Source organism: Streptomyces coerulescens (assembly GCF_042657965.1).
Lineage (GTDB): Bacteria > Actinomycetota > Actinomycetes > Streptomycetales > Streptomycetaceae > Streptomyces > Streptomyces coerulescens.
Map to the genome: position 1 here is coordinate 86,967 of NZ_JBHSKM010000016.1, position 24,476 is coordinate 111,442.

Genomic DNA, 24,476 nt, shown 5'->3' on the forward strand with positions numbered 1-24,476 from the left:
AACGACGACGAAAGGCACGGCAACACGGTGAAGGGCTCCCATGCGTGAGGTGAACGAGAACACGTCGGTGACCGCCGACCGACGGGCGACCGCGGAGGCGATCGAACGGGGTGGCATCGGTCTGACGGTCTCCGACCTGTTGGCCAGGGTCACGGGAGCCGCCGAGGCGCCGGTGAGTTCGGCCGAGCCGCCCGCGCGGCCCGAAGCCGCGGCTTCCGCGCTGCCGCCCCGCCAGCCCGCCGCTCCCGGTCCGCCACCGCGTGACCTCGACGAACTCGCCGCCGCCATCGCCGCCGTGGCGGGCCGCCATGTGCCCGCAGGACAGCTGGCGCCCGACGCCGACTTCTTCGACGCCGGCGGCACCTCCGTGAACGCGGTGGAGCTGGTCTCCGCGCTGGAGGACGAGCTCGGTGTGACGGTCGATCTGGACGAGGTGTTCGCCGATGCCCGGCCGGTCGCTCTGGCGAGGCGCGGCCTGTCAGATACGGCAGCCGTGACCGCCGTACCGGAAACGCCTGTGGTCGCCACGCTGCCCGCAGTGGTCCGACCCGCGCGGATCACCACCCCGTCGGACGTCACGGCCCGCCCCGAGGACCTCACCCAGATCCTGGCCGACCTGGCGCTGGCCGACCGTCTCCCCTTCGTCGCCTCGCCCGAGCCGCTGCCGCCGAGCCGCATCCTGCTGACCGGTGCCACCGGCTTCCTCGGCAGCCACATGCTCCTTGACCTGCTGCGGCACAGCGACGCGCACGTCTACTGCCTGGTCCGGGCCGCCGACGAGGAGGCTGCCGTGGCCCGGCTCGGCGAAGCGCTCAAGAACTACGCGCTGCCGTGGTCCTCGGAGGTCCGCCGCCGCGTCACCGTGCTGCCCGGCGACATCCGCCAACCCCACCTGGGCCTGTCCGACGACGTCTGGAACACCCTCACCCACGAACTCGACAGCGTCGTCTCCGTCGCCGCCGCCGTGGACTTCCTGCGGGGCTACCAGTCGCTGCGCGGCAGCAACGTCCTCGGCGCCCTCACCCTGGCCGAACTCGCGGCCACCGGGCGCCCCAAGCCGCTGCACCACATCTCCTCCATCGCGGTCTTCAACGAGGTCGGCATCCCCTCCATGGGCGAGGACGACCCCCTCGCCCACATCGACCGCCTCGTCGCGGGCTACGACCAGACCAAGTGGGCCGCCGAGGTCGCCCTGCGCCGCGCCCGCGACCACGGCCTGATCGTCACGGCGATGCGCCCCGGCGGCATCGGCGGCCACAGCAAGACCGGCGCCTACAACGCCCAGGACCTCAGCAGCGGTCTCATCTCGGCCTTCGGCCGCTTCCGCACCGTGCCCGCCTTCCGCTACCTCAACGCCGCCCCCGTCGACTGGGTCAGCCGCGTCGCGGTCGCCGTAGTGTGCGAGCCGGACGCCTGGGGTTTCGACTACAACCTCACCGGCGTCCCCAACACCCTCGACGACGTCGTACGGGACATGGCGTTCGGCGGCATGCACGTGCGCGTGCAGGACTGGGACGAGTGGCGCGTCGCCGCCCTCGCCCGCCTGGAGGCCGACCCGATCCCCGAACTCGCCTTCCTCAGCCGGGTGTTGCAGAGCCCCACCGCCCTGAAGCTGTGCGAGGCGACCCTGAAGGGCCCGGCCGCCGTCACCGACCGCACCACGGCCCTCGTCGAGGCGCTCGGGCTGCCGCCCGCCGCCCGCTACGACGCCCGCGCCCAGCTCAAGACGTTCGAGCGGCTCGCCGGCGACGGCCTGGCCCGCCTCCCGCAGAAGGACGACCAGCCATACCTGTGGTTCACCGAGACCACCCGTGGCGGCGTCGGCCCGGTCGACGGCAGCCCCGACACCCCCTGCTCGATGTCCCTCACCCTGTCCATCGCGAGCATGCACCAGCTGGTCACGGACCGCCGCGTCGACGTCCGCGGCGAGGTCACCTGCCCGGCCCTGCACCCCGAGCCGCTGACCGTGGCACGCGGCGACATCTGGATCCGCCCCGAGGAGGGCATCCCGCAGCGCCACGGCCTGCGGCACCAACTCCTGCGCTACCGCCTGGAGCTGACGGACTCCGACGGCGGCCGCTGGTGGCTGGAGGGCCACAAGTACGCGCGCGCCCGCCGCGACGTCTGGCGTCAGACCCGCGCCCTGACCGTGGAACTCGGCCGCGAGGGCGAACCGGCGAGCCTGGCCGGGGAGGTCGTCGTCCCCGCGGACTCCTACGTACGCGACCAGATCGACGGCATCAAGGTCGACCCGCGCCTGACCGGCCAGGAGAAACGCGCCGCCAAGCTCACCTGGCTCGCCTGGTTCGGCCTGGAGATGGGCCGCGGACTGGTCGGCCCCTTCGCCCGTGCCGCCGCCGACCTGCTCGACCTGCGCCGCACCCAGAACCCCACGGAGCAGCACCGATGATCTTCCGCACGACGAACCCCAGGGCCACCCGGCCCGCCCTGCGCAAGGTCAGGTCCACCACCGCCCTGCGCCCCCTGCACCACCGGCTCGACCCGGCGAAGGTCGAGGAGATCCCGTTCCGCGCGAGCGACGGCCTCCGTCTCGGCCTGACCCGCGTCGACCCCGGCGACCAAGACCGCCCCGCCGTCCTGCTCCTGCACGGGCACACCGCCTCGGCCGACATGTTCCTGCTGCCCGAGACCCGCAACCTGGTCGACGTCCTCCTCGACGACGGCTACGAACCCTGGCTGCTCGACTGGCGCGGCAGCTGCCGGCTCCCGTACAACGAGACCGGCGGCCGCTACACCTACGACGACGTCGCGCTCTACGACATCCCCGAGGCCGTCGCCCACATCCGCGCCCGCATCGGCGACCGCCCGCTCTTCGTGGTCGCCCACTGCATCGGCTCCCTCACCCTCTCCCTGAGCATGACGGCGGGCCTGGTCCCCGGCCTCGCGGGCGTCGTGTCCCAGGGCGTCTTCCTCACCCCGAAGCTCGCGGGCCGCACCTCCCTGAGCATGACCCTGGCCGGGGAACTGCTGAAGTCCCGCATCGACCACATCCCCGTCGACTTCCGCAAGGTCGGCCTGTGGTCGAAGTACACACCGCTGTTCGCGCTGGCCTCCCGCAAGGCGAGCTGCCCGGACCCCACCTGCCAGATCCTGCACAACTCGGCCTGGGGGACCGGAGCCTCGCTCTTCGTCCACGAGCACCTGACCGACACCACCCACGGCAGGCTCGCCGAACTCCTCGGCCCCGCCCCGCTGTGGATCCTGCCGCACCTGCGGCGCATCGAACTGGCCCGCACCGTCGTCCGCTGGCACGACACCGACCACCGCTACCGGGCGCTGCCGCAGAACGCCCTCGACGCGGCGGGCCGCATCGACACCCCGGTCCTGCTCCTGGCCGGCAGCGAGAACGGACTATGGCTGGACTCCCAGCAGCTGTGCCACGACGTCCTCGCCCGCCGGCAGCCGCAGCTGGACGTGACGTACACCGAGATCCCCGGATACGGCCACCTGGACACGTTCCTGGGCAGGGGAGCGGCCCTCGACGTGTTCGGTCACATCCTCGATTTCCTGGGCGAACGCCGATGACGGAGGCCCGGTCGGCCGGATACCGTACCGGTCAGTAACCAAGACGCATTCCAGGAGGCCACCCATGCCGCAGCTCGAAGTCGACGGCGCGACGCTGACGTACGACGACGAGGGCCCCCGCGACGGCGAGGGTGTGCCCCTGGTGTTCGTCCACGGCTGGACCGCCGACCGCCACCGCTGGGACCACCAGATGACCCACTTCGCCGAGCAGCGGCGGGTCGTCCGGCTCGACCTGCGGGGCCACGGCGAGAGCACCGGCGCGGGAGTGCGCAGGGTCGACGACCTGGCGCAGGACGTCCTCGCCCTCCTCGATCACCTCAAGATCGAGCGGTTCGTCATCGTCGGCCACTCGATGGGCGGCATGATCGCCCAGACCATCGCGCTCGCCCACCCCGAGCGGGTCGAGCGGATGGTGCTGGTCAACTCCATAGGGAAGATGGCCTACAACCGCGGGCGCGCCCTGCTGATGGCCGCCTCGACGCTCGTCCCCTTCAAGCTGTTCGTCGCCACCAACATCCAGCGCGCCTTCGCGCCCGGCCACCCGCGCGAGGAGATCCGCGAGTACATCCGCGCCTCCGCCGACACCCCTCGCGAGGTCGTCATGACGCTGTACGGCGCGATGCGCGCCTTCGACGTACTGGACAGGGCCAGCGAGATACAGGTGCCGACCCTCATGGTCCACGGCTACCACGACATCCAGCTGCCCCTCGCGCAGATGCTGCGCATGGCCAAGGCCTACCCGGACGCGGTGGTCCGCGTCCTGGACGCCGGGCACGAGCTGCCCGTGGAGAAGCCCGCCGAACTGACGACGGCACTCGACCGCTTCCTCACCCCGCACGCATAGGCGGAACCGGCCGCGGCGATCGGGCCGCGGCTCCCGCACGCGCTTTATTTAAGCATTGCCTTATATAAGTGGAGGCTGGCATAGTGAGGGCCGTGCACGCTTTCGATGTGCTGGGCGATCCGGTACGCCGCCGGATATTGGAGCTGCTCGCCTCGGGTGAGCAGGCGTCGGGCGACATCGGTGCCGTGATCCAGGACGAGTTCGGCATCTCTCAGCCCGCCGTGTCGCAACACCTGAAGGTGCTGCGCGAGAGCGGCTTCGCCTCCGTCCGGGCGGAGGGCACCCGACGGCTGTACGCCGTCGACGCCGCCCCGCTGCGGGAGGTGGACGCATGGCTGGAGAGATTCCGCGGTTTCTGGGAGCAGCGGCTCGACGCCCTCGGAACGGAACTCGCGCGGGGCAAGCGCGAACGCAGACTGGGAAGGGAAGCGAACGAGGATGAGTGAGATCGTCGACGAGTTGAACCGCCTGCACCGGCAGGTCGGGGTGCGGCAGGTCGATGCGGGCGAGGCCCGCACGGTGCTGCTGCGGCGCACCTACGACGCCGAGGCCGCCGACGTGTGGGACGCGGTCACGTCTCCCGAACGGATCAGCCGCTGGTTCCTGCCCGTCAGCGGCGAGTTCAAGGTCGGCGGGCGCTACCAGCTGGAAGGCAACGCCGGTGGCGAGATCCTCGAGTGCCAGGAGCCGAGCCGGCTCCGGGTGAGCTGGCTCTACGGGCCCGACCCGGGGTTCAGTGAGGTCGAGGTGCGGCTCACGCCGGAGGGCGAGGAGCGGACCGTACTGGAGCTGGAGCATGTGGCCGTGGTGCCGGAGGGCTTCTGGGGCCAGTTCGGTCCCGGCGCGGTCGGCGTCGGCTGGGACCTCGGGCTCCTGGGGCTCGCCATGCACCTCGCCGGCGGCGGGATGACCAAGGAGGAGAGCGAGGCCTGGCAGGTCTCGGACGAGGGCAAGGCGTATGCGACACGCTCGGGCGAGTTGTGGGGCGAGGCCTACGCCGCCTCGGGCGAGGACGAGCAGACAGTGGCGTCGACCACGGCGGCCACGATCGCGTTCTACACGGGCGCGGCCCAGGCGGACGGTGAACAGTCGTAGATCACATCGAAACATTCGATGAGGGTACGGGACGTTTGGGCAGGCATTCTTGAGCCAATCGCGTCCCGTGGATGTGGCGTCTGTTGACGACGGGAAGTCGTGTCCCTAGGGTCTGCCGCGAAATTCGGAAATGACTCCGAAACTTTCGACCCGCAGAAGGGGACGAGATGAGGACCCGCACATCCATCGATCCGCCTCCCGAGCGTCGCCCCCGGCGCTCACATGTCCGCACCGCACTGGCCCTCGGCATGTCCGGTCTGCTCGGCGCGGCCGGCGTCGGTGCCCTCACCGGCACCGCGCAGGCCGCGAGCACCCTCGGCGCGGCGGCAACCGAGAAGGGGCGCTACTTCGGCGCCGCCGTCGCCGCGAACCACCTCGGCGAGAGCGCGTACGCCTCGACGCTCAACAGCGAGTTCAACTCGGTGACCCCCGAGAACGAGATGAAGTGGGATGCCACCGAGCGCACCCGCGGCACCTTCACCTTCGGTTCCGCCGACCAGGTCGTGAACCACGCCCAGAGCCGGGGCATGAAGGTCCGCGGCCACACCCTGGTCTGGCACTCCCAGTTACCGAGCTGGGTCGCGGGACTCGGCACCGCCGACCTCAGATCGGCCATGAACAACCACATCACCCAGGTCATGCAGCACTACAAGGGCAAGATCCACTCCTGGGACGTCGTCAACGAGGCCTTCCAGGACGGCAGCAGCGGTGCGCGGCGCAGCTCGCCCTTCCAGGACAAGCTCGGCAACGGCTTCATCGAGGAGGCGTTCCGCACCGCCCGGGCCGCGGACCCGGCCGCCAAGCTCTGCTACAACGACTACAACACCGACGGCGTCAACGCGAAGAGCAATGCCGTCTACAACCTGGTCAGGGACTTCAAGTCCCGTGGCGTGCCGATCGACTGCGTGGGCTTCCAGTCCCACTTCAACAGCGCCTCGCCGGTCCCCTCCGACTACCAGGCCAACCTCCAGCGCTTCGCCGACCTCGGCGTGGACGTACAGATCACCGAGCTGGACGTCGAGGGCTCGGGCACCGCACAGGCCAACAACTACAGCAACGTGGTCCGCGCCTGTCTCGCCGTCTCGCGCTGCACCGGCATCACCGTCTGGGGCGTCACCGACAAGTACTCCTGGCGCGCCAGCGGAACACCCCTGCTGTTCGACGGCAACTACGCCAAGAAACCCGCGTACGGCGCGGTGCTGACCGCTCTCGGCGGCTCCTCCTCCGGAGGCGGCACACCCGGCGCCGCCTGCACCGCGACCTACAGCAAGGCCGAGGAGTGGAGCGACCGCTTCAACGGCAAGGTCACCATCACCGCGGGGAGTTCGGCCATCGGCGGCTGGAGCGTGAACGTCACCGTGTCGTCCCCGCAGAAGGTCTCCACCACCTGGAACGGCACACCCAGCTGGGACAGCAGCGGGAACGTCATGACGATGAAGCCGAACGGCAACGGCAGCCTGGCCGCCGGAGCGTCCACCAGCTTCGGCTTCACCGTCATGAAGAACGGCAACAGCGCGGCCCCGACGGTCGGTTCCTGCACGGCATCCTGACCGGTACCGGGTGGTCCGGGTCCGGCGCGGGCGCCCGCGCCGGACCGCCGGCTCACTCAGCCGACGCGCAGGGTCCGCTTGGCCAGTTCGTACGCCGGCAGCATCGCCCGGTGCTCGTCGGTGTCCATTCCGCCGAGGTGCAGGACGACGGGCCCCCGCTTCGTGGTGACGGCCAGCGCCGCCTCCTCCTTCGTCTCCTCCAGCAACTCGCTGGTGACGAGGTACTTCACCTCCGTGCCGGACAGGCCGCCCGCCTCGAAGGTGCTGTACTTCGCCTTGCTCGCGCCCTTCTCCGCCGCGACGAATTCCCGCAGCACGGCGCGTGCGTCGCCGTCACCGGGTTCGCCCGTCCAGACGCGGAGGAAACCGATGTTCCCGGCCGGCTTGGCGTCGACCTCACAGGCGGCCGTGACCGGGCCCTGGTGCAGAAGCGCGTCGGCGAGCTCCTGGGCCAGCTCGCTGTCGGACTCCTCCGAGCCGCCGGTCCCGGTGTCGATGGCCTCCGCCTCCCAGTCCTCGGCGATGTCGAAGGTGACGGGAAGCGGGCACGCCGACCCGGCCGCGCCGATCGTGCCCCCGCTCTTCACCGCCGTATCGCCTGCCTCCGCCGCAGCGTCGGCCGACGCCGAAGCGCTCGCCGACGTCCTCGCGTCGTCCTCCGCCGCCCCCGAACAGCCCGTCAGCACCCCGGCCAGCAAGGCCACCTGGGCCAGCCGACGTCTCGCGGATCCCGCCCTCACCAGCATCGTTGTCGCTCCCCTCCCCGATCTTGCGCAGGCGGCACACAGTATCCGAGGCCACCGACAGGGCCGATCGCAGCCCTGCGGCATGATGAGGCGATGACCTCGCTGACCTTCGAGCGCCACTGCGACGAGATCGTCTCCCAGACCGAGCGGCTCACGGCCCAGGTGCGCGGGGCGGACCTCACCACCCCGGTGGTTACCTGCCCCGGCTGGAACCTGGGCCAGTTGCTGCGGCACGTGGGCGGTGACCACCGCTGGGCGGAGGAGATCGTACGGACCCGGGCCACCGGTCCCGTCCCCGACGACCTGGTCAACGACCTCACCGCGTACACCGACGAGGACGAGTCCGTCCTGATCCCGTGGCTCACCGAGGGCGCGGCACGGCTCAGCGCCACCCTTCGCGCCGCCGGGCCCGATGCCCGGGCGTGGAACCCCTCGGAGGACCGGCCGGGGCCGGTGGCGTTCTGGGCACGGCGTATGACGTACGAGACCGTCGTGCACCGGGCCGACGCGGCCCTGGCGACCGCTGCCGGGTTCGGTCTCGACGTCGATCTCGCCGTCGAAGCGGTGGAGGAATGGCTGGAGTACTCCACCTTCCCCGAGGCGTTCGAGCCCCGGCCGGAGCTGCCCGATCTGCTCGGCGCCGGCCGTACGCTCCACTTCGACGCGACCGACGCGGGCGAATGGGTCGTGGACCTCACCGGCGAGCGGCCCGCCTGGCGCACCGGGTCCGACGGGGCGGCCGTGACCTCGCGCGGCCCGGTGGCCGATCTGCTGCTGTACTTCTACAAGCGGCCGGCGCCCGCCGTGGAGACGAAGGGCGACACCGCGCTGCTCGATCTCTGGCGGACTCGTGCGGGCTTCTGGCTGGAGGCGCCGGACGAGTGAGCTAGCCGGCGGATCGCGTGACCACCTTGATGTTGAAGGCGTGGGCGCCCAGGCCGCCGGCGATGCCCATGAAGAGCAGCGCGAAGTGCTCCTGCCCGCGTGCGGTGGTGATGCCCCCGATGTCCAGCTGGGACGACGGGGGCCAGCCGAGGTCGGTGAGCAGCCGGCCGGTGGTCCGCTTGGCCTCGGCGTCGTCGCCGGAGAGGAAGACCGTGCTGGGGCCGTCCAGACTGTCCGGGGCGATCATCACGGTGGAGTCCATCGTGCACAGCGTCTTGACGACCGGGGTCCGGGGGAACGCCTCCTGGATCAGTTCCGCGAGGCTGCTGTTGGGGTGCGAGAGCTCGGAGTAGTCGTCGGTGAGGCCGACGCCGATGTCGATCAGGGGCTTTCCGGCCAGCGCCGACGCGCCGATGGAGTGCAGTAGTTCCACGGAGGCCGTCCCCGGGGTGGCGTTGACGAGTACTTCCGCGTGGGCGGCCGTCGCGCTCAAGTCCGCGACCGGCAGCCCGAGTTCGGTTCGTTCCTGCGGCTTGCGTGAGCCCAGCAGCACGTCGTGCCCCGCGGCTCGCCAGCCGTGGGCCAGTGCTCGTGCGACGTTGCCGGTGCCAAGGAGTCCTATACGCATGGTTCGACGCTAGGTGGGGCCGAGGAGTGCGCGAATCGGGCCGTGGGCCCAGGTGGGACGGCACCAAGGTCGTAGTCCTGAGGTCCCGGTCGCCGCTGGTGTCTCCGGGGGACTCCGGGGCCCGGTGGTTTCTTCGGTGGTCTCTCCGGTGGTTTCTTCGGTGGATTTGCCGAACCGGCAAGGTCCTTTGTCGTTCTCGGCGGCGTCCCGCACGCTTCAAGGCGTGGATCGGACGGCCGTCGTGCCCGTCGGGTCCCGCCACGACACCTGCGCATCGGGAGACGCCATGACCGAGACCCACCCCCTGGACGCCGCCGAGTTCTGGGAGGCCCGCTACCGCGACAGCGGCCGGCTGTGGAGCGGGCGCCCCAACAAGCTGCTGGTCCGCGAAGTCTCGGACCTCGCCCCGGGCAGTGCCCTGGACCTCGGCTGCGGCGAAGGGGCCGACGCGGTGTGGCTCGCCTCGCGCGGCTGGCGGGTCACCGGCGTCGACATCTCGCACACGGCCCTGGAGCGGGCCGCCGGGCATGCCGTCGAGGCCGGTGTGGGCGACCGCGCCGTCTGGGAACGTCATGTGCTGGGCGAGACGTTCCCCGAGGGCTCCTTCGACCTGGTGAACGCGCAGTTCCTCCAGTCGCCGGTCGAGTTCGACCAGCGGCGCGTCCTGCGGCGGGCGGCGCAGGCCGTCGCGCCGGGCGGCACCCTGCTGATCGTCATGCACGGAGGCTGGCCGTCCTGGCAGAGCGAGCCGCCCTTCGACGCGCGGTTCCCGACGCTGGACGGCGTCCTCGACGAACTCGCCCTGCCGGAGACCGACTGGACCGTGGAGACCCTGGAGGCGGTGCGCAGCGCGAGCGTGTCACCCGAGGGCGTGGAGGGCTTCCGGGAGGACAACGTCTGGCGCGCCCGGCGGTGGAACGGCTGAACCGTTCGCCGGGGGGCGCCGGGCTGCTCGCCCTCGCGTCGTCGGAGCCGGCGCGTACGCCCGCTGCGGGCGGCTGTCCGAGCTCTACGCCGACGTACCGGCGGTGACGGCGCTCAAAGACGACGAGAGTCGGCTGGTGATGCCGTCTGCCCCACCCGGATCGCGAGCGAGAGGGCGGTCCGGGCCATATCGCCCACGGAGATCCACGACAGCCTGGCCCGCCCGCTGTCGATCCCGTGCCGGAACACGGTGATCATCCGGACGAGCGGAGCGCCGGTACGGCCCCACGTCACCGGCGCCGTAGAGCAGCCCGGGCCCGGTCTCTTTGACCGCGTGCTTATCATTCAGCGTTGTATAAAGTGGGTGGTCCTGTGGCCGGGCGGCGCTGATCGGATAGCGGTTCTCGGCCGGAGATCACGATCCGACGGGCAGTCCATCCAGCGAGGTCGAGCGGTGCACCAGTTGTCTGAAGACCGGATGGAACGCCATGTCGCGGTGCAGATCGGTTGCTTGCATGCCTTCCCGCCAGGGTATGCGGTAACCGAGTTCGAAGTAAGCTTGAGCCGCACGTAACATACGTACAGGCGGCACGTAACATACACATGAGTCGGTATGCTGCTCGGCCGGACCGTCTCGCACGGTGAGATGGACGCTGGGTAACGGCCGTTCCATCAGCACAGACACGCGCACAGACCGCGGAGGTACGCCCATGGTGACGCAGGAGCGAGCTCTCGCGACCCGGCGCATGATCTTGGAGGCCGCTGGATCCGTCTTCGCTGAAAAGGGCTACAGCGCCACGACGGTCGCCGACATCCTGAAGAAGCTGACCCTCACGCGCGGCGCCGTGTATTTCCACTTCTCCTCCAAGGAGGAGCTCGCGCGAGCCGTGCTCGCCAGTCAGGCAGATGTCCCGACCGTCGTCCGGGACCTGAAGCTCCAGGAACTCATCGACCTGGGTGTGGTGTTCGCATGCCAGCTGACCAGGGATCCCGTGCTGCAGGGCAGTGTCAGGCTGTCTCTGGAGCTGGACTCGGTCGGGCTGGACCGGAAGCTCCCCTTCCAGAGCTGGGTCGACCGCAACCTGCGCATTCTGGAGCAGGCCAGCGCCCAGGGTGAAGTGCGGCCACATGTGAACCTGGTGGAGACGGCCGAGCTGCTGTGTTCCTGCTTCACGGGAGTACAGCTGTTCTCGCAGGTCATGACTGGTTGGGTGGATCTGGATGCGCGGTTCAGGACGCTGCTGAAGCATGTGCTGTCCAACATCGCGGAGCCGTGGGTGCTGTTCCAGCTCGACCTGAGCCCAGACCGCGGTGTCAAGGTCGGGGCGGAGCTGGCCGCCCTGGCCGAGGAACGGGCGGCCGACGGCGAAGAGGACCCGGGGCGTACTGACCTGGCATGCTGACTTCCACGCATGTCCGGGGTTTCGAACAAGCCCCGAAATGCGGGGACCTGTCCGGTAGTTGCCCGGACCTGCCCGACGATCGCCCGTGCCGGCCCGTCGATTTCCAGGGTCTGTCCGTCGATGGCCCGGGCCCCAGCCGCCTGCTCAGTCCATGCGGCCCACCGAAGGTGGCAGCAGATTCCATACACCCCTGACGGTTGACTCGGCGAGCCACTGCTCGCCCTCGCGCCACAGGTACGCCATTCCCACGGTCAGGGCGACGACCGCGTGCGCCGTGTTCCCCGCTGTTCCGGAGCGAGGGAAGGGGTGCCGACGCTCCGCGACCTCGACGGTCTCCCGCACGTACTCCTCCCACTGCTGGACCAGGTTCAGCGTGGGTTTCCGGTCCTTCTCGCAGCTCAGCAGCACTCCCGCGCGGAAGGTGACATCCCGCCGATACAGCTCGGCGAACGTCTGCACGGCCCGCGCCAGGCTCTGTGCACCGTTCTCCCGTCCGCCGCTCGTCACTCCCGCGAACCGCTCCGCCGCCGCTGTTACCACGGCCTCCGCCAGGGCCTGCTTGCTGGGGAAGTGGAAGTAGAGGGCCCCTCGGCTCACTCCCGCGTGCATGGCGATCGTGGACAACTTCGCCTGCGAGTAGCCGTGTTCGGCGAATACCGCCGCGGCCGAACGAATCAGCTGGGAGCGGGTCCGGGTTGCTTTGTCGCTCAATGCGGGCTCCTCACATCCGTGCAGGTGGCTTGCAGGCGACGTCGAGTCCCGGATCGATCCGTGTGACCCCTGCAAGGTGCCGGAACTTAACATTCATCACTGTATCTTAATCTGCCTGTACAGGAGGTCTATTGGCCATCGGGCCGGTTGTTGGGCTGGCAGGCGTGGTCGATATGGAAGCTGATGTCGTAATTTGGCGGCGCCGTTCATGGCGGGCAGGGCGCGATTCGCGCCGCCGGCCGACATTGACATACGTGCGTGACGGTTTGTAGCCTCAGGGCGTTCGACCGGTTTACGGCGTGGCTGCAGGAGCGGGGGAACGACGACATGAGTCAGCCAGGCACGGTTCTGCACGAAACACACGACATGCATCACCGTCATCGCACTACCGACGCGCAGCGCGGCGCGTCGAGGGGAGTGGAGGGTTCCAGGTCGGGGGTGGACGTGGCTGTCGAGAGATGGCGTGTGCTCGTGGTCGAGGCCGACCCGCGCGCGCAGCGGGGAATTGCGCATACTCTCCGGCGGCAGGGCTGTGAAGTGGTCGCCGTCGGCAGCGGCGGCAAGGCGCTGGAGATGTACGAGCAAGCGGACCTGGTCCTGCTGGACCTGGAACTGCCGGACTTGCACGGCCTGGATGTGTGCGCCACGATCCGTGCCGCGGGGGACACGCCCATCATCGCGTTCACCTGTCGCAGCAGTGAGTGGGATCAGGTGCTCGTCCTCGAGGCCGGGGCCGACGACTGCCTCCTCAAGCCTTACGACCTACGGGAGTTGACCGCGCGGATCGGTGCGGTGATGCGCCGCAGTGCGCGCCAGGTCGGCGCGCAGCACGTCATGGAATGGGGGCCGCTGCGCATCGACATGAGGCTGCGTCAGGTCACGCTGCGCGGCAGGCACGTCGAGTGCACCCGCAAGGAATTCGACCTGCTGTGCCTGCTGGCCTCGCAGCCGGGGGCCGTCGTGTCGCGGCGCCGGCTCATGAGTCAGGTGTGGGGAGACCACTGGTCGCCGCCGAGTCGCACGATCGACACGCATGTGGCCAGCCTGCGCCGAAAACTCGGACCCGACGAGTGGATAACGACCATCCGCGGTGTCGGACTGTGCTTCCAGCCCGCCACCACCCACTGATCGCCTGAATTCCGAACCCTGGCTGCGACCTTTTCCCGATTCTTCCGAGCCTTCGCTGAGCTTTCTCTGTGTCCTTCCCGGGCCCTTCCTGAGCAGGCGGGCAGTCCTGAACCGTACACGTCAAAGGAATGCATATCCATGGCTGATCTCACTCCTGAGCGCGTCGGCGCCGCCTGGGCCTCCCTCGGTACCGGGGACCGTGCGCAGATAACGGAATTCTGGGACGAGAACGTGCGCTTCGAGGTTCCCGGACTGCACGCCTATTCCGGCTGGTACGAGGGCCTCGACGCGTTCCTGGAGTTCTTCGGGAACATGTTCCGGCTGTCCGGCGGCACGATGCACGGAGAGAACATCACGATTCTGGTGAACCCCGAGGCCGGCTACTCGGTCGACGTCAACCACATCTCGGCGGTGCGTGTGGGGGCCGAGGCGGACAGCACCTCCCCCTACGACACCTTCCAGATCGAGGCGCTGCACCTGCTGCGCTGGAACAACGGCCGCATCGTCGAGGGCCGTTGGACCGTACTCGGGGCCGGTGCCGAGACCAGCGCCCTGTGGTGGTCGCCGCGGGACGCGGCCGGCGCGCGCCGCCAAGTCGTCTGACGTCCTGCCACCCAGACACCGGTACGGCCGTGGTGGCCGCGGAGGCCACGGCCGTACCGGCTGCGGGTGCCGGCGCGGTGCGGCGGTGACGTGAGGACGGCCCGCCGCACCGCACCGCACTCCAAGAGGGCGAAGAAGTCCGGAAGTTCAGCAACCGCACACAGCACACCTTCGACCGTGAGGATCCCCATGTCCGAGGAACGTCTTCGAGTGGCCCTGGTGATCGGCAGCACCCGTGCCACGCGGTTCGGCCCCACCATCGCCAAGTGGTTCGCCGAAGAGGCCCGGCAGAACGACGACATCGAGCTGGACGTCGTGGACCTGGCCGACTACCCGCTGCCGGTCGCGGTGACCGAGGCCCCCGGGCCCGCGGACGCGGCGACGGCGGCGGCCCTCAGCGCACGACTGGAACGGGCCGAGGCCTTCGTCGTCCTGACGCCCGAGTACAACCACAGCTTCCCCGCCCCACTCAAGGTCGCGATCGACTGGAACTACACGCAGTGGCAGGCCAAGCCGATCGGCTTCGTCTCCTACGGCGGCCTCGCCGGCGGGCTGCGCGCGGTCGAGCAACTGCGCCAGGTCTACGCGGAGATGCACGCCGTCACCCTGCGCGACACGGTCAGCTTCCACGGCGCCCGCGCCACCTTCGACGCGGACGGAAGCCCCAAGGAGCCGGAGGGCTGCGCCGCCGCGGCCAAGACCATGCTCGACCAGCTCGTGTGGTGGGGCGTCGGGCTGCGCGAGGCCCGGGCCAGGCGCCCGTACCGCGCCTGATCCGCCCCGCTCGCCGCCGAGACGTCGATGAAATGAGACAGCCATGACCGGGATGCTCCTATCTCCCCGCACCACCTCGGACACCTTCGTGTCCGCCGCACGGGCCGCAGGTGTGCCGGCCGGTCACGACGCGGCCCGGGCCGACCGTGAACGGCGGCTCTCCGCCGATGTGGTGGCGGCACTGGTCGGGGCCGGCTTCAGCAGGGCACTGGTCCCGGCCCGCCACGGCGGCGTCGCCACTGACTTCGCCGCCCTCACCGAGGCCGTCGCCGCGGTCGGTGAGGGCTGCGCCTCCGCCGCCTGGATCGGCTCGCTGCTCGCCTACACCGCGCGCTTCGCCGCCTATCTGCCCGCCGAGGGACAGGCCGAGATCTGGGCGGACGGGCCCGACACCCGCGTGGTCAGCTCCCTGGTCTCCGCCGGCGCCACCGCGGTACCCGCCGACGGCGGCTGGCGGCTGACCGGGGCGTGGACCTACGCCAGCGGTGTCGAATTCTCCGACTGGGCCCTCGTCATGGCCATGGCTCCGGGGGCGGACGAGCATCAGCAGGCACGCTTCTTCGCCATACCCCGCTCCGCCTACCGGATCGAGGAGACATGGGACACCGTCGGCATGCGGGCGACCGGCAGCCACACCGTCGTCGTCGACGCAGTGACCGTGCCTGCGCACCGCACCTTCCTCATGGACGACGTGTTCATGGGCCGGGGCGCTGTCTCGGACGAACTCCGCCACTCCCAGCCGCTGTTCGCCGTCAACGGCCTCACCTTCGCCGCACCGGTCCTGGGCGCGGCCCGGGCCGCGCTGAAGCTGTCGGAGCGCGCCCTCACCGACAAGGCGGTCCGCGGCACCGAGCCCGCCGAGGCACAGCAGATCGCCCACGCCCGGGCGGCCGGCGAGATCGACGCGGCCGCGCTGCTGCTGACCCGGGCCGCCCAGAGCGTCGACCGGGCCCGGGCCACCGACGACGTCCTGGTGCGCAACCGACGGGACTGCGCGCTCGCCACCCAGCTGCTCCTCGGCGCCGTGGACGCCCTCTTCCGGGCCGGCGGCACGCGCAGGCAGTCCGCGTCCGACCCGCTCCAGCGCATCTGGCGGGACGTGAACTCCGCCGCCAGCCACATGGTGCTGCAGTTCGAGCCCGCCGCGCTGGCCTTCACCCGTGGCTCTCTCGACGCCGCCCGAGCAGGGAAGAGCTCCTGACCATGACCACCACAGACGCGATCGGCAGCGGCCTGCTCTTCCACGACGACTTCCGCAGCGGCTTGTGCACCACCGGCCCGGACGCCGCCTGGCACACCCAGGACACCGCGGGAGTCGAGGGCGGCGACGGAGTCGCCCACCCCTCGCGGCTCGGCCTCGCCGTGGTGCCCACCGGAGTCAACCCGCGCACCGGCGCCCCCGCCTTCGTCTCCACGACCGGTCAGCAGGCCGACGGCGGCGAGGGCACCCGGGACCACGTCAAGTGGACGGCCATGCCGAACCGTACGGCGGCGACCGGACTGCCGGGCTTCGACATCCCCACGACCGGCGCGTTGGTGTGCACCACCACTCTCGCGGTGTCCACGTACGGCACGGAGGACCACCCGTTCGGCGCGGCGGTCGCCGACCCGCAGGCCGACCCCCGGCTGGCCTGCGGCTCGATGATCACCGCGGACGTGGAGACCGCGTCCATCTTCGGCTTCTTCGTCACCAACACCAGCATCTACGCGAACTACGAGCGGCTGCGCATACCCGGCACGACGTACGCGGCGTACACCTACGCCGTCCCCGTCGCCCGACGGGCGCCAGGGGACCTCGACATCCTGCGGATCACCCTGGACCACCCGCGCTCCACCGTGACCTGGGCGGTGAACGGCACGGAGGTCCTCGCGGTGGACCGGATCGGACACCCGGTCCTGGACCGCGCCCACCAGCTGCTCGATCACGCCGGCGAGCCAGAGGACGTCGTACCGCGTCAACTGACCACCGGCGTAGGCATGTTCACCCTGCTCGACGGGGCCCTTGGTGCCGACCCCACCGGCCTGGTGCGGATCGACTCGTCGCCCTCCCACTACGTCGACCCGCGGCGCGGCGAGCCCTGGCCGCAGAAGTTCCTCGACGAACAGAGCACCGCCGCCAACCGCCTGTGGGGGCAGGGCGTCGCGCTGAACGTGCGCGACGTCTCCGTCACCACCGCCTGAGTCCGGCCCTGCCCCCAGTGGCCCCCGCACAACTCCGCCATCCCCCCATTGAATTGCAAAGGAATTCGTTGTGACCGCAGTAACGCCCGCCAAGGCGGGCCGCCGTGAGTGGCTCGGCCTGGCAGTCCTCTGCCTGCCGGCCCTGCTCACGACCATGGACCTGACGCTCCTGTTCATGGCCGTCCCCAAGTTGACGGCCGACCTGGACCCCTCCAGCTCCCAACTGCTGTGGGCCAGCGACATCTACGGCTTCCTCATCGCCGGCTTCCTGATCACCATGGGAACGCTCGGCGAGCGCATCGGACGCCGTCGCCTGCTCATGATCGGAGCCGTGTTCTTCGGGGTCGCCTCGGTGCTCACGGCCGAGGCCAACAGCCCCGAGATGCTCATCGCGGCCCGAGCCCTGCTCGGAATCTCGGCCGCCACCCTCGCCCCGTCGACACTGTCACTGCTGCGTGTCATGTTCCGGGACGAGAAGGAGAGCACGACCGCGGTCACCCTCTGGACCACGTCCTTCATGGTCGGCGGTGTCGTCGGCCCGATCGCCGGTGGCCTGCTGCTCGACCACTTCTGGTGGGGCGCGCCCTTCCTGATGGCCGTGCCGGTCATGGTTCTGCTGCTGATCGCCGGCCCGATCCTGCTGCCCGAGTACAAGGACCCGTCCGGCGGCCGCCTCGACCTGCTGAGCGTGGGCATGTCGCTGGCCGCGATCCTGCCGGCGGTCTACGGCATCAAGGAACTGGCCCACGACGGCTTCGAGACCTGGCCGACCGTCAGCCTGGTCGTCGGCCTGCTCTTCGGTGTGGTCTTCGTGCTGCGCCAGCGCGGCCTGTCCGTGCCCCTCATGGACGTCACCCTCTTCTCCCGCGCCGCCTTCTCGGTCTCCGTCGGCACCCTGCTGCTGACCACCGGCCTCATGATGGGCATCCAGTACCTGCTGGCCACCTACCTGCAGATCGCCCTGGGCATGACGCCGGCCGAGGCGGGCCTGTGGCAGCTGCCGGTCATCATCCCCGGCATGGTCGCCGCCGTGGTCGGCACCGGAATCTCCCAGAAGATCGGCACGCCGCCCGTGCTCATCGCCGGCCTGCTGATCGGCTCCGTCGGCTTCGGACTGCTGACCCAGATCGACGGTAACTCCGGCACGGCGCTGGTCATCACCTCGTCCGCGATCATGTTCATCGGTCTGGCCCCGGTGATGGCGCTCGGGATCGGCACCATCGTCCAGGCCGCTCCCGTCGAGCGGGCCGGCACCGCGTCCGCGCTGGCCTCCACCACCAATGAACTCGGCGGCGCGGTCGGCATCGCCCTCGTCGGCAGCCTCGCGACCGCCGTCTACGGCTCCACCCTCGAAGACCACCTGCCCTCCGGCGTCACCGGCGCGGCGCACGACGCCGCGCTCAACAGCGTCGCCGAGGCGGCCGCCGTGGCCGGTCAGCTCCCCGGCAAGGCCGGCGCCGAGTTGAGTGCGGCCGCCCACGACGCCTTCGCCCACGGCATGGAGATCGCCTCCTACGTCTCCATCGGCGTCCTTCTCGCGATGGCCGCGCTGGTCGCCGTACTGCTGCGCAGGGCGCTTCCCGCGCCGACCGCCCAGCAGCCGGCGCCGCAGCCGGTCGCCGCCGCCGAGGAGAGCCTGCCCTCCGGCGCGTAGCGCTCCGCGGGTGCCGGCCCGTCGTCTGCGGCGCCGTTGTGGCCGGCCGTGGCCCAGAACCGCCCACCGGTGCCGTCGAGGCGCCGGTGGGCCACCACAAGGAGGTTCCTCGTATGACGAGGATCAGCGTCAAGGACCAGTACTACACGCTGGTCAACATCTTCGAGACGTCGCCGGAGCACCAGAACCGGCTGATCGAGATCTGGCAGAGCCTCGGCCCCGCGGACGAGCGCAGCGGGCTCGTGTCCGTCAACGCCCACCTCAGCCACGACGGCAACTCCGTGATCAGCTATATACAGTGGCGCGACAAGGCCGCATGGGAGGGCATACTCAGCGACCCGGGCCGGCAGGAGCGCTTCAAGGAGGTCCTGACCTTCGCGACGTTCGACAGCATCCACTGCGAGGTCGTCCACACCCAGCGGAACCCGAAGCTGGGCGACTCGACCATCGAGATCTCGGAGCAGCAGGACGTCTTCACGGTCATCGAGGTGGCCCGCACCCGGTCGAAGTCCCAGCAGAACGAGCTGCTCGCCGTGGTGGCCCAGCCCAACATGGTGCTCGACACCACGCCCGGCTACATATCGCACAGCGTGCACCGCGACTTCGAGGGCGAGACGGTCGTCAGCTACTCGCAGTGGGAGAGCCAGGAGGCGTACGACGCATTCCGCGCCGACCGCGGCGCCCGGCCCGCCGCCCTGGACGGGGTCGCCCTCCGCGAGTACACGCTGCGGATCGCCTACATCACCGAGGCGACCGCGATCTGACGGTCCGACCGCGACCTGACCGCCGCGACCAGGGCCTGACCGGCGCGACCGGCATCCGACGATCCGGCGGTACGACACAGACCCTCCCGTACGCCCCTTGCACACCGTCCGTCACGGAGGGCGCGCCGGGTGTGTCCGGGAGTCCCCCAGCCCACTTGCGACAACGAAGGGAGGAGGTGACAGCCATGACCGAAGCCGCGCTGAGCGCTGCTCTGGAGGAGGTCCTCGCCACGTTCTCGACCGAGAACGAGCTGACCGAGAGCGAGTTCGAGCTCGCCCTGGGCAATGAGACCTGGTAGCCCAGGGTCCTCCTGTCACCGGCCCCCGCTGCCTCAGCAGCGGGGGCCGGTCCCTTCCCCCCAGCCCGAAACCCTCGTCGACCGATCAAGAGGAGCGCGCCGTGACCTCGTCCGCCGTGGCAGCCCGTCCCGACTGGCTACAGGATCCGACCCTCGCATGGCGTCCCGCCGTACGCGGCGTGGTGCTCTGCGCCCACCCCCATGACCTCGCCGGCTGTCTGGGCCCGAACGCCGTGGAAGCGGCCGTGGACATCGGCCCGCCCGGCGCCGGCTACGACCATCTGTGCGGCGTCCAGGAGCTGTTGGCCGTACTACTGCCCGCGGCGCGCGCCGCCCTGCCCGAGGTGCTGGAACGGTACGCCGATGTCCTCTCTCTGCTCACGCGGGCGGACGGACCGGACGGGCCCGGCGGTGAAGGGGGCGCGCGGCGGGGCCGGTTCGTGCCCGTGTCCGAGACCGCGTCCCTCGGCACCACCCGGCGCATCAGCCGGGAGTCCCACACCACGGCCGGCTGGATCGACCGCGCGGCCCGCTTCCTCGTCGACGCCCTCCCCGCGCTGGGCGAGCGGCCCGTCCTCGTCCTCGACGCCTTCGATCACTGGGACCGCATCTCGGTCCGCATCCTGTACCGGACCGTACTGATCGCCGACCTGCAGGGCCGGGCCATCACCGTCCGGGGGCTGGTGCGGGACGGCGGCACCCTGTTCCTGCAGCGGCTCTCCCGGCAGCGGGCGGTGCGGGTGTGCGGGGAGCTGCCGCCGGTGCCGGACTCGCCGCGCGTCGCTCCCGGTCTCGACGTCGAGCCGTGGCGCTCCGGCGGACCCGCCGGCCCGCTGCGCGCGATCGGTGACGCGATCGCCCTGCAGAACTTCGAGCGGGCCGACCTGCTGATCGCCGCGCATCTGGCGGCCGTCGGCGCCGAGGGCGGCCGGGCCGACGACCTGGCCGACCTGATCAGGCTCCAAGCCATCTCGGACGCCCAGACCGGGCGGTTCGACAGTGCCGTGGCGAAGCTGGAGCAGTCCCTGGAGGTGGCGGAGAAGCCCGAGTTGAGGGCCCATCTGAACTACCTTGTCGCGCTGCTCGTCACCAAGCGCAAGGACGACACGGACTCGGCGCGCACCTACTACCTGCGGGGCCTGGAGTGCATCGACGCGCTGGCCGAACCGGGTGTGGACGCGCAGGTGGAGAAGGCGTGGATCCTCAACGGCCTGGCGCTCGCCGCGGCCATCGACGCGCGGGAGGCCCAGGACACCGGGCGGCGGGACCAGTTGTTCCAGGCCGCGTTCGAACTGGAGTTTGACGCCTTTCGGCTGGTCCGCGAGATGCCGGGGGACAGCGCCTTCTACCTGCGTTACAACCTCAGCCACAACCTGGCCTTCCTGCTTCAGATCACCGGCCGGCACCGGCAGGCGGAGGACTTCCTGCGCTCCGTGTCGGCGACGATGCTCGGCACCGGGAGGTCCGAGTTCTTCGTGCCGCATCACTACGCGATCGCCGTGCTGCAGCTGCGCAGGGGCAGCCACGAGGAGGCCGCGGAGTCCTTCGGGGCGGCCGTCCGAGTCGCCGGAACGCTGCATGACCCCTTCCACCTGGAGAAGCTGCTCGCCGCCGCCGGGTACACGGACCTGCGGCGCGCCGACCACACGGGTGCCGCCCGGCACTACCGGGACGCGGCCCGCACCGCCCGCCGGCTCTGCGACGAGACGGCGTTCGCCCAGGACCTGGCGGGCCTGCTGTGGGCACTGACCCTCGGGGGATCCCGCTGGGACCGGCACACCCTGGCGGCGGCCCGGATCTGGTACCCGGAGGCGGCCGGCGCACACGACCGCGGCGCAGACCAGGAGGAGCTGACCGAGGCCCTGACCGCCGCGGGGGCGGAGGTCGCACCGCCGTCCTCCAAACTGCCCTCGTATCTGGCCGCCGTAGACCTCGAGGGTCTGCCCGAGCGCGACCTCAACCGCTTCCTGGCGGGCATCACGTCACGGGAGAACCCGGGGCGGCTGTCGGGGCGGGATGTGGCGGAGGGGGCGCCCGGTCCGGGGCAGGCCGGGGCGTCTCAAGCCGGGCCGGCAGCGGCGGACGGCCCGCCCGGCTCTCGGCGGGACAGGTCCGGGGCGGTGCCCGGGGCCGGGCCGGCCATGGTGGACAAGGTGTCGGCACCTGGGCGGCCCGTCGTCGGAGGTGGTCGGCGGTGACTTCGTTGCCGCGGCTGACCGGGACTCAGGCCGATGCGCTGGCCGAGCGGTTCCTGGAGCACTGTCGGGGGGCCGGGATCCTGGAGGCCGACGCCCCCTCCGTGTCCTGGCCGGAGTTCCATGCCTTCCGGGCTCGGCTGACCTCATCCTTCGAGGTGCCGACCACGACCCTCACGCCGCTCGCCGCACGCGTGCTCTACGGCCTGGCGGCCGCTCGCCGGCCCGCCACGGTGGCGACCCTCGGCTGCTTCGCCGGGAACCTCATGGCCTGGGTGTCCGGACCGGGCTTCGGCCCCGGGGCCCGCTATTCAGGCGGCCGGTCTCTCGGGCTTGACGTGGCCGCCGAGCCGGTTGCGCTCGCCTCGGCCAATCTGCGGCGAGCCGGGTTCGCGCCGGGCGCCGAGGCCGTGGTGGGCGATGCCTTCGATGCCGCGGAGCACAGCGCGGACGACCAGTGGGAGCTGCTGCTCATCGACATCGACGTGCCCGGCGCGCGCAAGTCCGGCTACGCCCGGCTGCTGGAGCGCTGGCTGCCCCATCTGGCGCCGGGCGCGCTGGTGATCGCCCACGACGTCTGCCACCCGGTCTTCGCGTGGGACCTGCGCGACTACGCGGCCTTCGCCAAGGAGCACGGGGCCCTCGCCACCACAACCCTTCCGGTGGACGACTGCGGCCTCGAAGTCAGCCGCTGGCCGGGCTGATCCCGCCGCCCGTGCACCGTCCGTGTGCCGTCGGTGTCCGGCGGCACACGGAAATCAATTCGGCGGAAACAATTCCGTCATATCCCGGTGTCACTTCACAAAAACATGACGCAACTTCGCACAGCCCTGACGAGGTTCCACCCGAATCTCCTTGAACCGGCCGGTCGGTTCGAAGGAGTATTTAGTCGGCTTCCGGAGGCGGAACAGCAGGCGGAACAGCAGTCCTGGCGGACGCCATATCCGAGGGCCATTGAAGGTCCATCGATCCTTGAAACGAATTACCCAGGACGACCGAGGAGAGTGGCATGAGCGCCGAAGTCATAGTCGTGGGAGCGGGTCCGGCAGGGCTGATGCTCGCCGGCGAATTACGGCTGGCCGGAGTTGAGGTCGTCCTTCTGGAACGGCTCGCCGAACGCACCGGTGAGTCGCGCGGGCTCGGATTCACGGCACGCACGATGGAGGTGTTCGCCCAGCGCGGGCTGCTCTCCCGGTTCGGTGAGATCGAGGTCAGCGATTTCGGTCACTTCGGTGGCCTGCCCGTCGACTTCAGCATCCTCGACGGCGCCCACCAGGCGGCGAAGACGGTGCCGCAGTCCCACACCGAGACGGTGCTGGAGCAGTGGGTCACCGACCTCGGTACGGACATCCGCCGCAGTCACGAGGTGCTCTCCGTCAAGGACGACGGCGACAGCACCCTCGTGGAGGTGCGCGGCCCGGACGGCGTGCACGAACTGCGCGCGCAGTACCTCGTCGGCTGCGACGGCGGCCGCAGCAAGATCCGCAAGGCGGTCGGCTTCGACTTCCCCGGCACCGCCGCCACGCTGGAGATGTACCTGGCCGACGTGCGGGGCCTCGACCTCGAGCCGCGCATGATCGGCGAGACCCTGCCCGGCGGCATGGTCATGGTCGGTCATCTGCCCGGCGACATCACCCGGCTGATCGTCTGTGAGCGCGGCAAGCCCCCGCAGCGCCGCAACGAGGCCCCGGCGTACGAGGAGGTCGCGGCGGCCTGGAAGCGGCTGACCGGCGCGGACATCTCGCACGGCGAGCCGGTGTGGGTGAGCGCGTTCGGCGACGCCACCCGCCAGGTGACCCAGTACCGCAAGGGGCGGATCCTGCTCGCCGGGGACGCCGCGCACATCCATCTGCCCGCCGGCGGCCAGGGCATGAACACGAGCATCCAGGACGCCGTCAACCTGGGCTGGAAGCTCGCCGCGGTGGTCCAGGGCCGGGCGCCCGAGGCCCTCCTCGACTCGTATCACGACGAGCGCCACCCGGTCGGCCGGCGCTTGCTGATGAACACCAGGGCCCAGGGCCTGCTCTTCCTGAGCGGGGCCGAGGTGCAGCCGGTCCGCGACGTGCTCTCCGAGCTCATCGCCTATCCGGAGGTCTCCCGGCACCTGGCCGCCATGGTGAGCGGCCTGGAGATCCGCTACGACGTCGGCTCCGGCACGCACCCGCTGCTCGGCCGGCGTATGCCGCGCCTGGAACTGACGACCGCCGCGACCTCACGGCCCACCACCAGCCTCGACCTGCTCACCGCCGGCCGCGGAGTGCTGCTCGACCTGGAGGACACCGCCGCACTGCGGGCGCGGGCGCTGCCGTGGGCCGACCGCGTGGACATCGTGACCGCCACACCGGTCGGCGTGGCCGGCGACAGCCCGCTCGCGGACACGGCCGCGATCCTCGTCCGCCCGGACGGCTATGTCGCCTGGGCCGCCCCCGGCAGCCATCACGACCTGCCCATGGCGCTGGAGCGCTGGTTCGGCCCCGCCCGGGCGGGGCGGTTGCGCTGACCCTTCCGATCCGCACGCCGGGACCGTTCCGGCCCCCCGGCACCTT

Annotated in this window: 22 protein-coding genes; 19 read left to right on the forward strand and 3 right to left on the reverse strand. The window is 70.6% G+C overall.

Features of this window, described 5'->3' with window-relative positions:
• The first annotated feature begins 40 nt into the window (after positions 1 to 40).
• The 6 genes from ACFPQ9_RS21855 (at position 41) to ACFPQ9_RS21880 (ending at position 7,035) form a co-directional block, all read left to right on the forward strand.
• A complete protein-coding gene (locus ACFPQ9_RS21855) occupies positions 41 to 2,410 on the forward strand; it encodes a thioester reductase domain-containing protein (RefSeq protein ID WP_380855588.1) in 2,370 nt (789 codons plus the stop codon).
• Entirely contained in the window at positions 2,407 to 3,546 is a 1,140-nt protein-coding gene (locus tag ACFPQ9_RS21860; protein ID WP_380855590.1) for an alpha/beta hydrolase, read from the forward strand. The genes ACFPQ9_RS21855 and ACFPQ9_RS21860 overlap by 4 nt, the downstream gene beginning before the upstream one ends.
• A gap of 64 nt (positions 3,547 to 3,610) precedes the next feature.
• Entirely contained in the window at positions 3,611 to 4,390 is a 780-nt protein-coding gene (locus ACFPQ9_RS21865; RefSeq protein WP_380855593.1) for an alpha/beta fold hydrolase, read from the forward strand.
• Positions 4,391 to 4,473: 83 nt separating this feature from the next.
• Positions 4,474 to 4,836 (forward strand): ArsR/SmtB family transcription factor, encoded by a 363-nt coding sequence (locus ACFPQ9_RS21870; protein ID WP_380855596.1) that lies wholly within the window; start codon positions 4,474 to 4,476, stop codon positions 4,834 to 4,836.
• The gene (locus ACFPQ9_RS21875) at positions 4,829 to 5,485 is read left to right on the forward strand and encodes an SRPBCC family protein (protein ID WP_380855599.1); all 657 of its coding nucleotides are present in this window, start codon (positions 4,829 to 4,831) and stop codon (positions 5,483 to 5,485) included. Before ACFPQ9_RS21870 ends, ACFPQ9_RS21875 begins: the two co-directional genes overlap by 8 nt.
• Before the next feature lie 167 nt (positions 5,486 to 5,652).
• Entirely contained in the window at positions 5,653 to 7,035 is a 1,383-nt protein-coding gene (locus ACFPQ9_RS21880; protein WP_380855602.1) for a glycoside hydrolase family 10 protein, read from the forward strand.
• Positions 7,036 to 7,091: 56 nt separating this feature from the next.
• Here ACFPQ9_RS21880 and ACFPQ9_RS21885 read toward each other — a convergent pair whose 3' ends face one another.
• On the reverse strand, positions 7,092 to 7,781 hold the full coding sequence (locus ACFPQ9_RS21885) for a lipoprotein (protein ID WP_380855605.1): 690 nt from the start codon (positions 7,779 to 7,781) through the stop codon (positions 7,092 to 7,094).
• Positions 7,782 to 7,874: 93 nt separating this feature from the next.
• Between ACFPQ9_RS21885 and ACFPQ9_RS21890 the strand changes: the two genes are divergently transcribed.
• On the forward strand, positions 7,875 to 8,666 hold the full coding sequence (locus ACFPQ9_RS21890) for a maleylpyruvate isomerase family mycothiol-dependent enzyme (RefSeq protein ID WP_380855608.1): 792 nt from the start codon (positions 7,875 to 7,877) through the stop codon (positions 8,664 to 8,666).
• A 1-nt stretch (position 8,667) separates the two neighbouring features.
• On the opposite strand, the gene ACFPQ9_RS21895 is transcribed toward ACFPQ9_RS21890, so the two are convergent.
• Entirely contained in the window at positions 8,668 to 9,294 is a 627-nt protein-coding gene (locus ACFPQ9_RS21895; RefSeq protein ID WP_380855611.1) for an NADPH-dependent F420 reductase, read from the reverse strand.
• Between the two features lie 286 nt (positions 9,295 to 9,580).
• Between ACFPQ9_RS21895 and ACFPQ9_RS21900 the strand changes: the two genes are divergently transcribed.
• Positions 9,581 to 10,219: a class I SAM-dependent methyltransferase gene (locus ACFPQ9_RS21900; protein ID WP_380855614.1), complete on the forward strand. Its 639-nt coding sequence runs from the start codon at positions 9,581 to 9,583 to the stop codon at positions 10,217 to 10,219.
• 709 nt (positions 10,220 to 10,928) lie between these two features.
• Positions 10,929 to 11,621 carry a ScbR family autoregulator-binding transcription factor gene (locus tag ACFPQ9_RS21905; RefSeq protein WP_380855617.1) on the forward strand — a complete coding sequence of 231 codons (693 nt, stop codon included), beginning with the start codon at positions 10,929 to 10,931 and terminating at the stop codon, positions 11,619 to 11,621.
• 144 nt (positions 11,622 to 11,765) lie between these two features.
• Here the strand turns inward: ACFPQ9_RS21905 and ACFPQ9_RS21910 are convergent, their stop codons facing one another.
• Positions 11,766 to 12,332 carry a TetR family transcriptional regulator gene (locus ACFPQ9_RS21910; RefSeq protein ID WP_380855620.1) on the reverse strand — a complete coding sequence of 189 codons (567 nt, stop codon included), beginning with the start codon at positions 12,330 to 12,332 and terminating at the stop codon, positions 11,766 to 11,768.
• Positions 12,333 to 12,803: 471 nt separating this feature from the next.
• On the opposite strand from ACFPQ9_RS21910, the gene ACFPQ9_RS21915 reads away from it, so the two are divergent.
• From ACFPQ9_RS21915 to ACFPQ9_RS21960, 10 genes are all read left to right on the forward strand, one after another.
• Positions 12,804 to 13,460: a response regulator transcription factor gene (locus tag ACFPQ9_RS21915; protein WP_380855622.1), complete on the forward strand. Its 657-nt coding sequence runs from the start codon at positions 12,804 to 12,806 to the stop codon at positions 13,458 to 13,460.
• A 138-nt stretch (positions 13,461 to 13,598) separates the two neighbouring features.
• Positions 13,599 to 14,063 (forward strand): nuclear transport factor 2 family protein, encoded by a 465-nt coding sequence (locus ACFPQ9_RS21920; RefSeq protein ID WP_380855625.1) that lies wholly within the window; start codon positions 13,599 to 13,601, stop codon positions 14,061 to 14,063.
• Positions 14,064 to 14,252: 189 nt separating this feature from the next.
• The gene (locus tag ACFPQ9_RS21925; RefSeq protein WP_380855628.1) at positions 14,253 to 14,837 is read left to right on the forward strand and encodes an NADPH-dependent FMN reductase; all 585 of its coding nucleotides are present in this window, start codon (positions 14,253 to 14,255) and stop codon (positions 14,835 to 14,837) included.
• 43 nt (positions 14,838 to 14,880) lie between these two features.
• Positions 14,881 to 16,038 (forward strand): acyl-CoA dehydrogenase family protein, encoded by a 1,158-nt coding sequence (locus ACFPQ9_RS21930; RefSeq protein ID WP_380855631.1) that lies wholly within the window; start codon positions 14,881 to 14,883, stop codon positions 16,036 to 16,038.
• A gap of 2 nt (positions 16,039 to 16,040) precedes the next feature.
• Positions 16,041 to 17,018, forward strand: a complete 978-nt coding sequence (locus ACFPQ9_RS21935; protein ID WP_380855634.1) for a DUF6081 family protein — start codon at positions 16,041 to 16,043, stop codon at positions 17,016 to 17,018.
• Positions 17,019 to 17,088: 70 nt separating this feature from the next.
• The gene (locus ACFPQ9_RS21940; RefSeq protein WP_380855637.1) at positions 17,089 to 18,672 is read left to right on the forward strand and encodes an MFS transporter; all 1,584 of its coding nucleotides are present in this window, start codon (positions 17,089 to 17,091) and stop codon (positions 18,670 to 18,672) included.
• A 113-nt stretch (positions 18,673 to 18,785) separates the two neighbouring features.
• Complete coding sequence (locus ACFPQ9_RS21945) at positions 18,786 to 19,436, forward strand: antibiotic biosynthesis monooxygenase family protein (RefSeq protein ID WP_380855640.1); 651 nt, start codon at positions 18,786 to 18,788, stop codon at positions 19,434 to 19,436.
• 400 nt (positions 19,437 to 19,836) lie between these two features.
• Positions 19,837 to 21,933 (forward strand): hypothetical protein, encoded by a 2,097-nt coding sequence (locus tag ACFPQ9_RS21950; RefSeq protein ID WP_380855643.1) that lies wholly within the window; start codon positions 19,837 to 19,839, stop codon positions 21,931 to 21,933.
• Positions 21,930 to 22,634, forward strand: a complete 705-nt coding sequence (locus ACFPQ9_RS21955; RefSeq protein WP_380855646.1) for an O-methyltransferase — start codon at positions 21,930 to 21,932, stop codon at positions 22,632 to 22,634. Before ACFPQ9_RS21950 ends, ACFPQ9_RS21955 begins: the two co-directional genes overlap by 4 nt.
• A 305-nt stretch (positions 22,635 to 22,939) precedes the next feature.
• Positions 22,940 to 24,430, forward strand: coding sequence for an FAD-dependent monooxygenase (locus tag ACFPQ9_RS21960; protein ID WP_380855649.1), 1,491 nt, complete (start codon positions 22,940 to 22,942; stop codon positions 24,428 to 24,430).
• The last annotated feature ends 46 nt before the right edge of the window (positions 24,431 to 24,476 follow it).

Bases quoted from the DNA above. Each gene is read 5' to 3' on its own strand.
- ACFPQ9_RS21895 (WP_380855611.1), bottom strand. From the start codon at position 9,294: ATGCGTATAGGACTCCTTGGCACCGGCAACGTCGCACGAGCACTGGCC.
- ACFPQ9_RS21860 (WP_380855590.1), top strand. From the start codon at position 2,407: ATGATCTTCCGCACGACGAACCCCAGGGCCACCCGGCCCGCCCTGCGC.
- ACFPQ9_RS21880 (WP_380855602.1), top strand. From the start codon at position 5,653: ATGAGGACCCGCACATCCATCGATCCGCCTCCCGAGCGTCGCCCCCGG.
- ACFPQ9_RS21960 (WP_380855649.1), top strand. From the start codon at position 22,940: ATGAGCGCCGAAGTCATAGTCGTGGGAGCGGGTCCGGCAGGGCTGATG.
- ACFPQ9_RS21925 (WP_380855628.1), top strand. From the start codon at position 14,253: ATGTCCGAGGAACGTCTTCGAGTGGCCCTGGTGATCGGCAGCACCCGT.
- ACFPQ9_RS21875 (WP_380855599.1), top strand. From the start codon at position 4,829: ATGAGTGAGATCGTCGACGAGTTGAACCGCCTGCACCGGCAGGTCGGG.
- ACFPQ9_RS21900 (WP_380855614.1), top strand. From the start codon at position 9,581: ATGACCGAGACCCACCCCCTGGACGCCGCCGAGTTCTGGGAGGCCCGC.
- ACFPQ9_RS21855 (WP_380855588.1), top strand. From the start codon at position 41: ATGCGTGAGGTGAACGAGAACACGTCGGTGACCGCCGACCGACGGGCG.
- ACFPQ9_RS21865 (WP_380855593.1), top strand. From the start codon at position 3,611: ATGCCGCAGCTCGAAGTCGACGGCGCGACGCTGACGTACGACGACGAG.
- ACFPQ9_RS21935 (WP_380855634.1), top strand. From the start codon at position 16,041: ATGACCACCACAGACGCGATCGGCAGCGGCCTGCTCTTCCACGACGAC.
- ACFPQ9_RS21905 (WP_380855617.1), top strand. From the start codon at position 10,929: ATGGTGACGCAGGAGCGAGCTCTCGCGACCCGGCGCATGATCTTGGAG.
- ACFPQ9_RS21930 (WP_380855631.1), top strand. From the start codon at position 14,881: ATGACCGGGATGCTCCTATCTCCCCGCACCACCTCGGACACCTTCGTG.
- ACFPQ9_RS21885 (WP_380855605.1), bottom strand. From the start codon at position 7,781: ATGCTGGTGAGGGCGGGATCCGCGAGACGTCGGCTGGCCCAGGTGGCC.
- ACFPQ9_RS21920 (WP_380855625.1), top strand. From the start codon at position 13,599: ATGGCTGATCTCACTCCTGAGCGCGTCGGCGCCGCCTGGGCCTCCCTC.
- ACFPQ9_RS21890 (WP_380855608.1), top strand. From the start codon at position 7,875: ATGACCTCGCTGACCTTCGAGCGCCACTGCGACGAGATCGTCTCCCAG.
- ACFPQ9_RS21945 (WP_380855640.1), top strand. From the start codon at position 18,786: ATGACGAGGATCAGCGTCAAGGACCAGTACTACACGCTGGTCAACATC.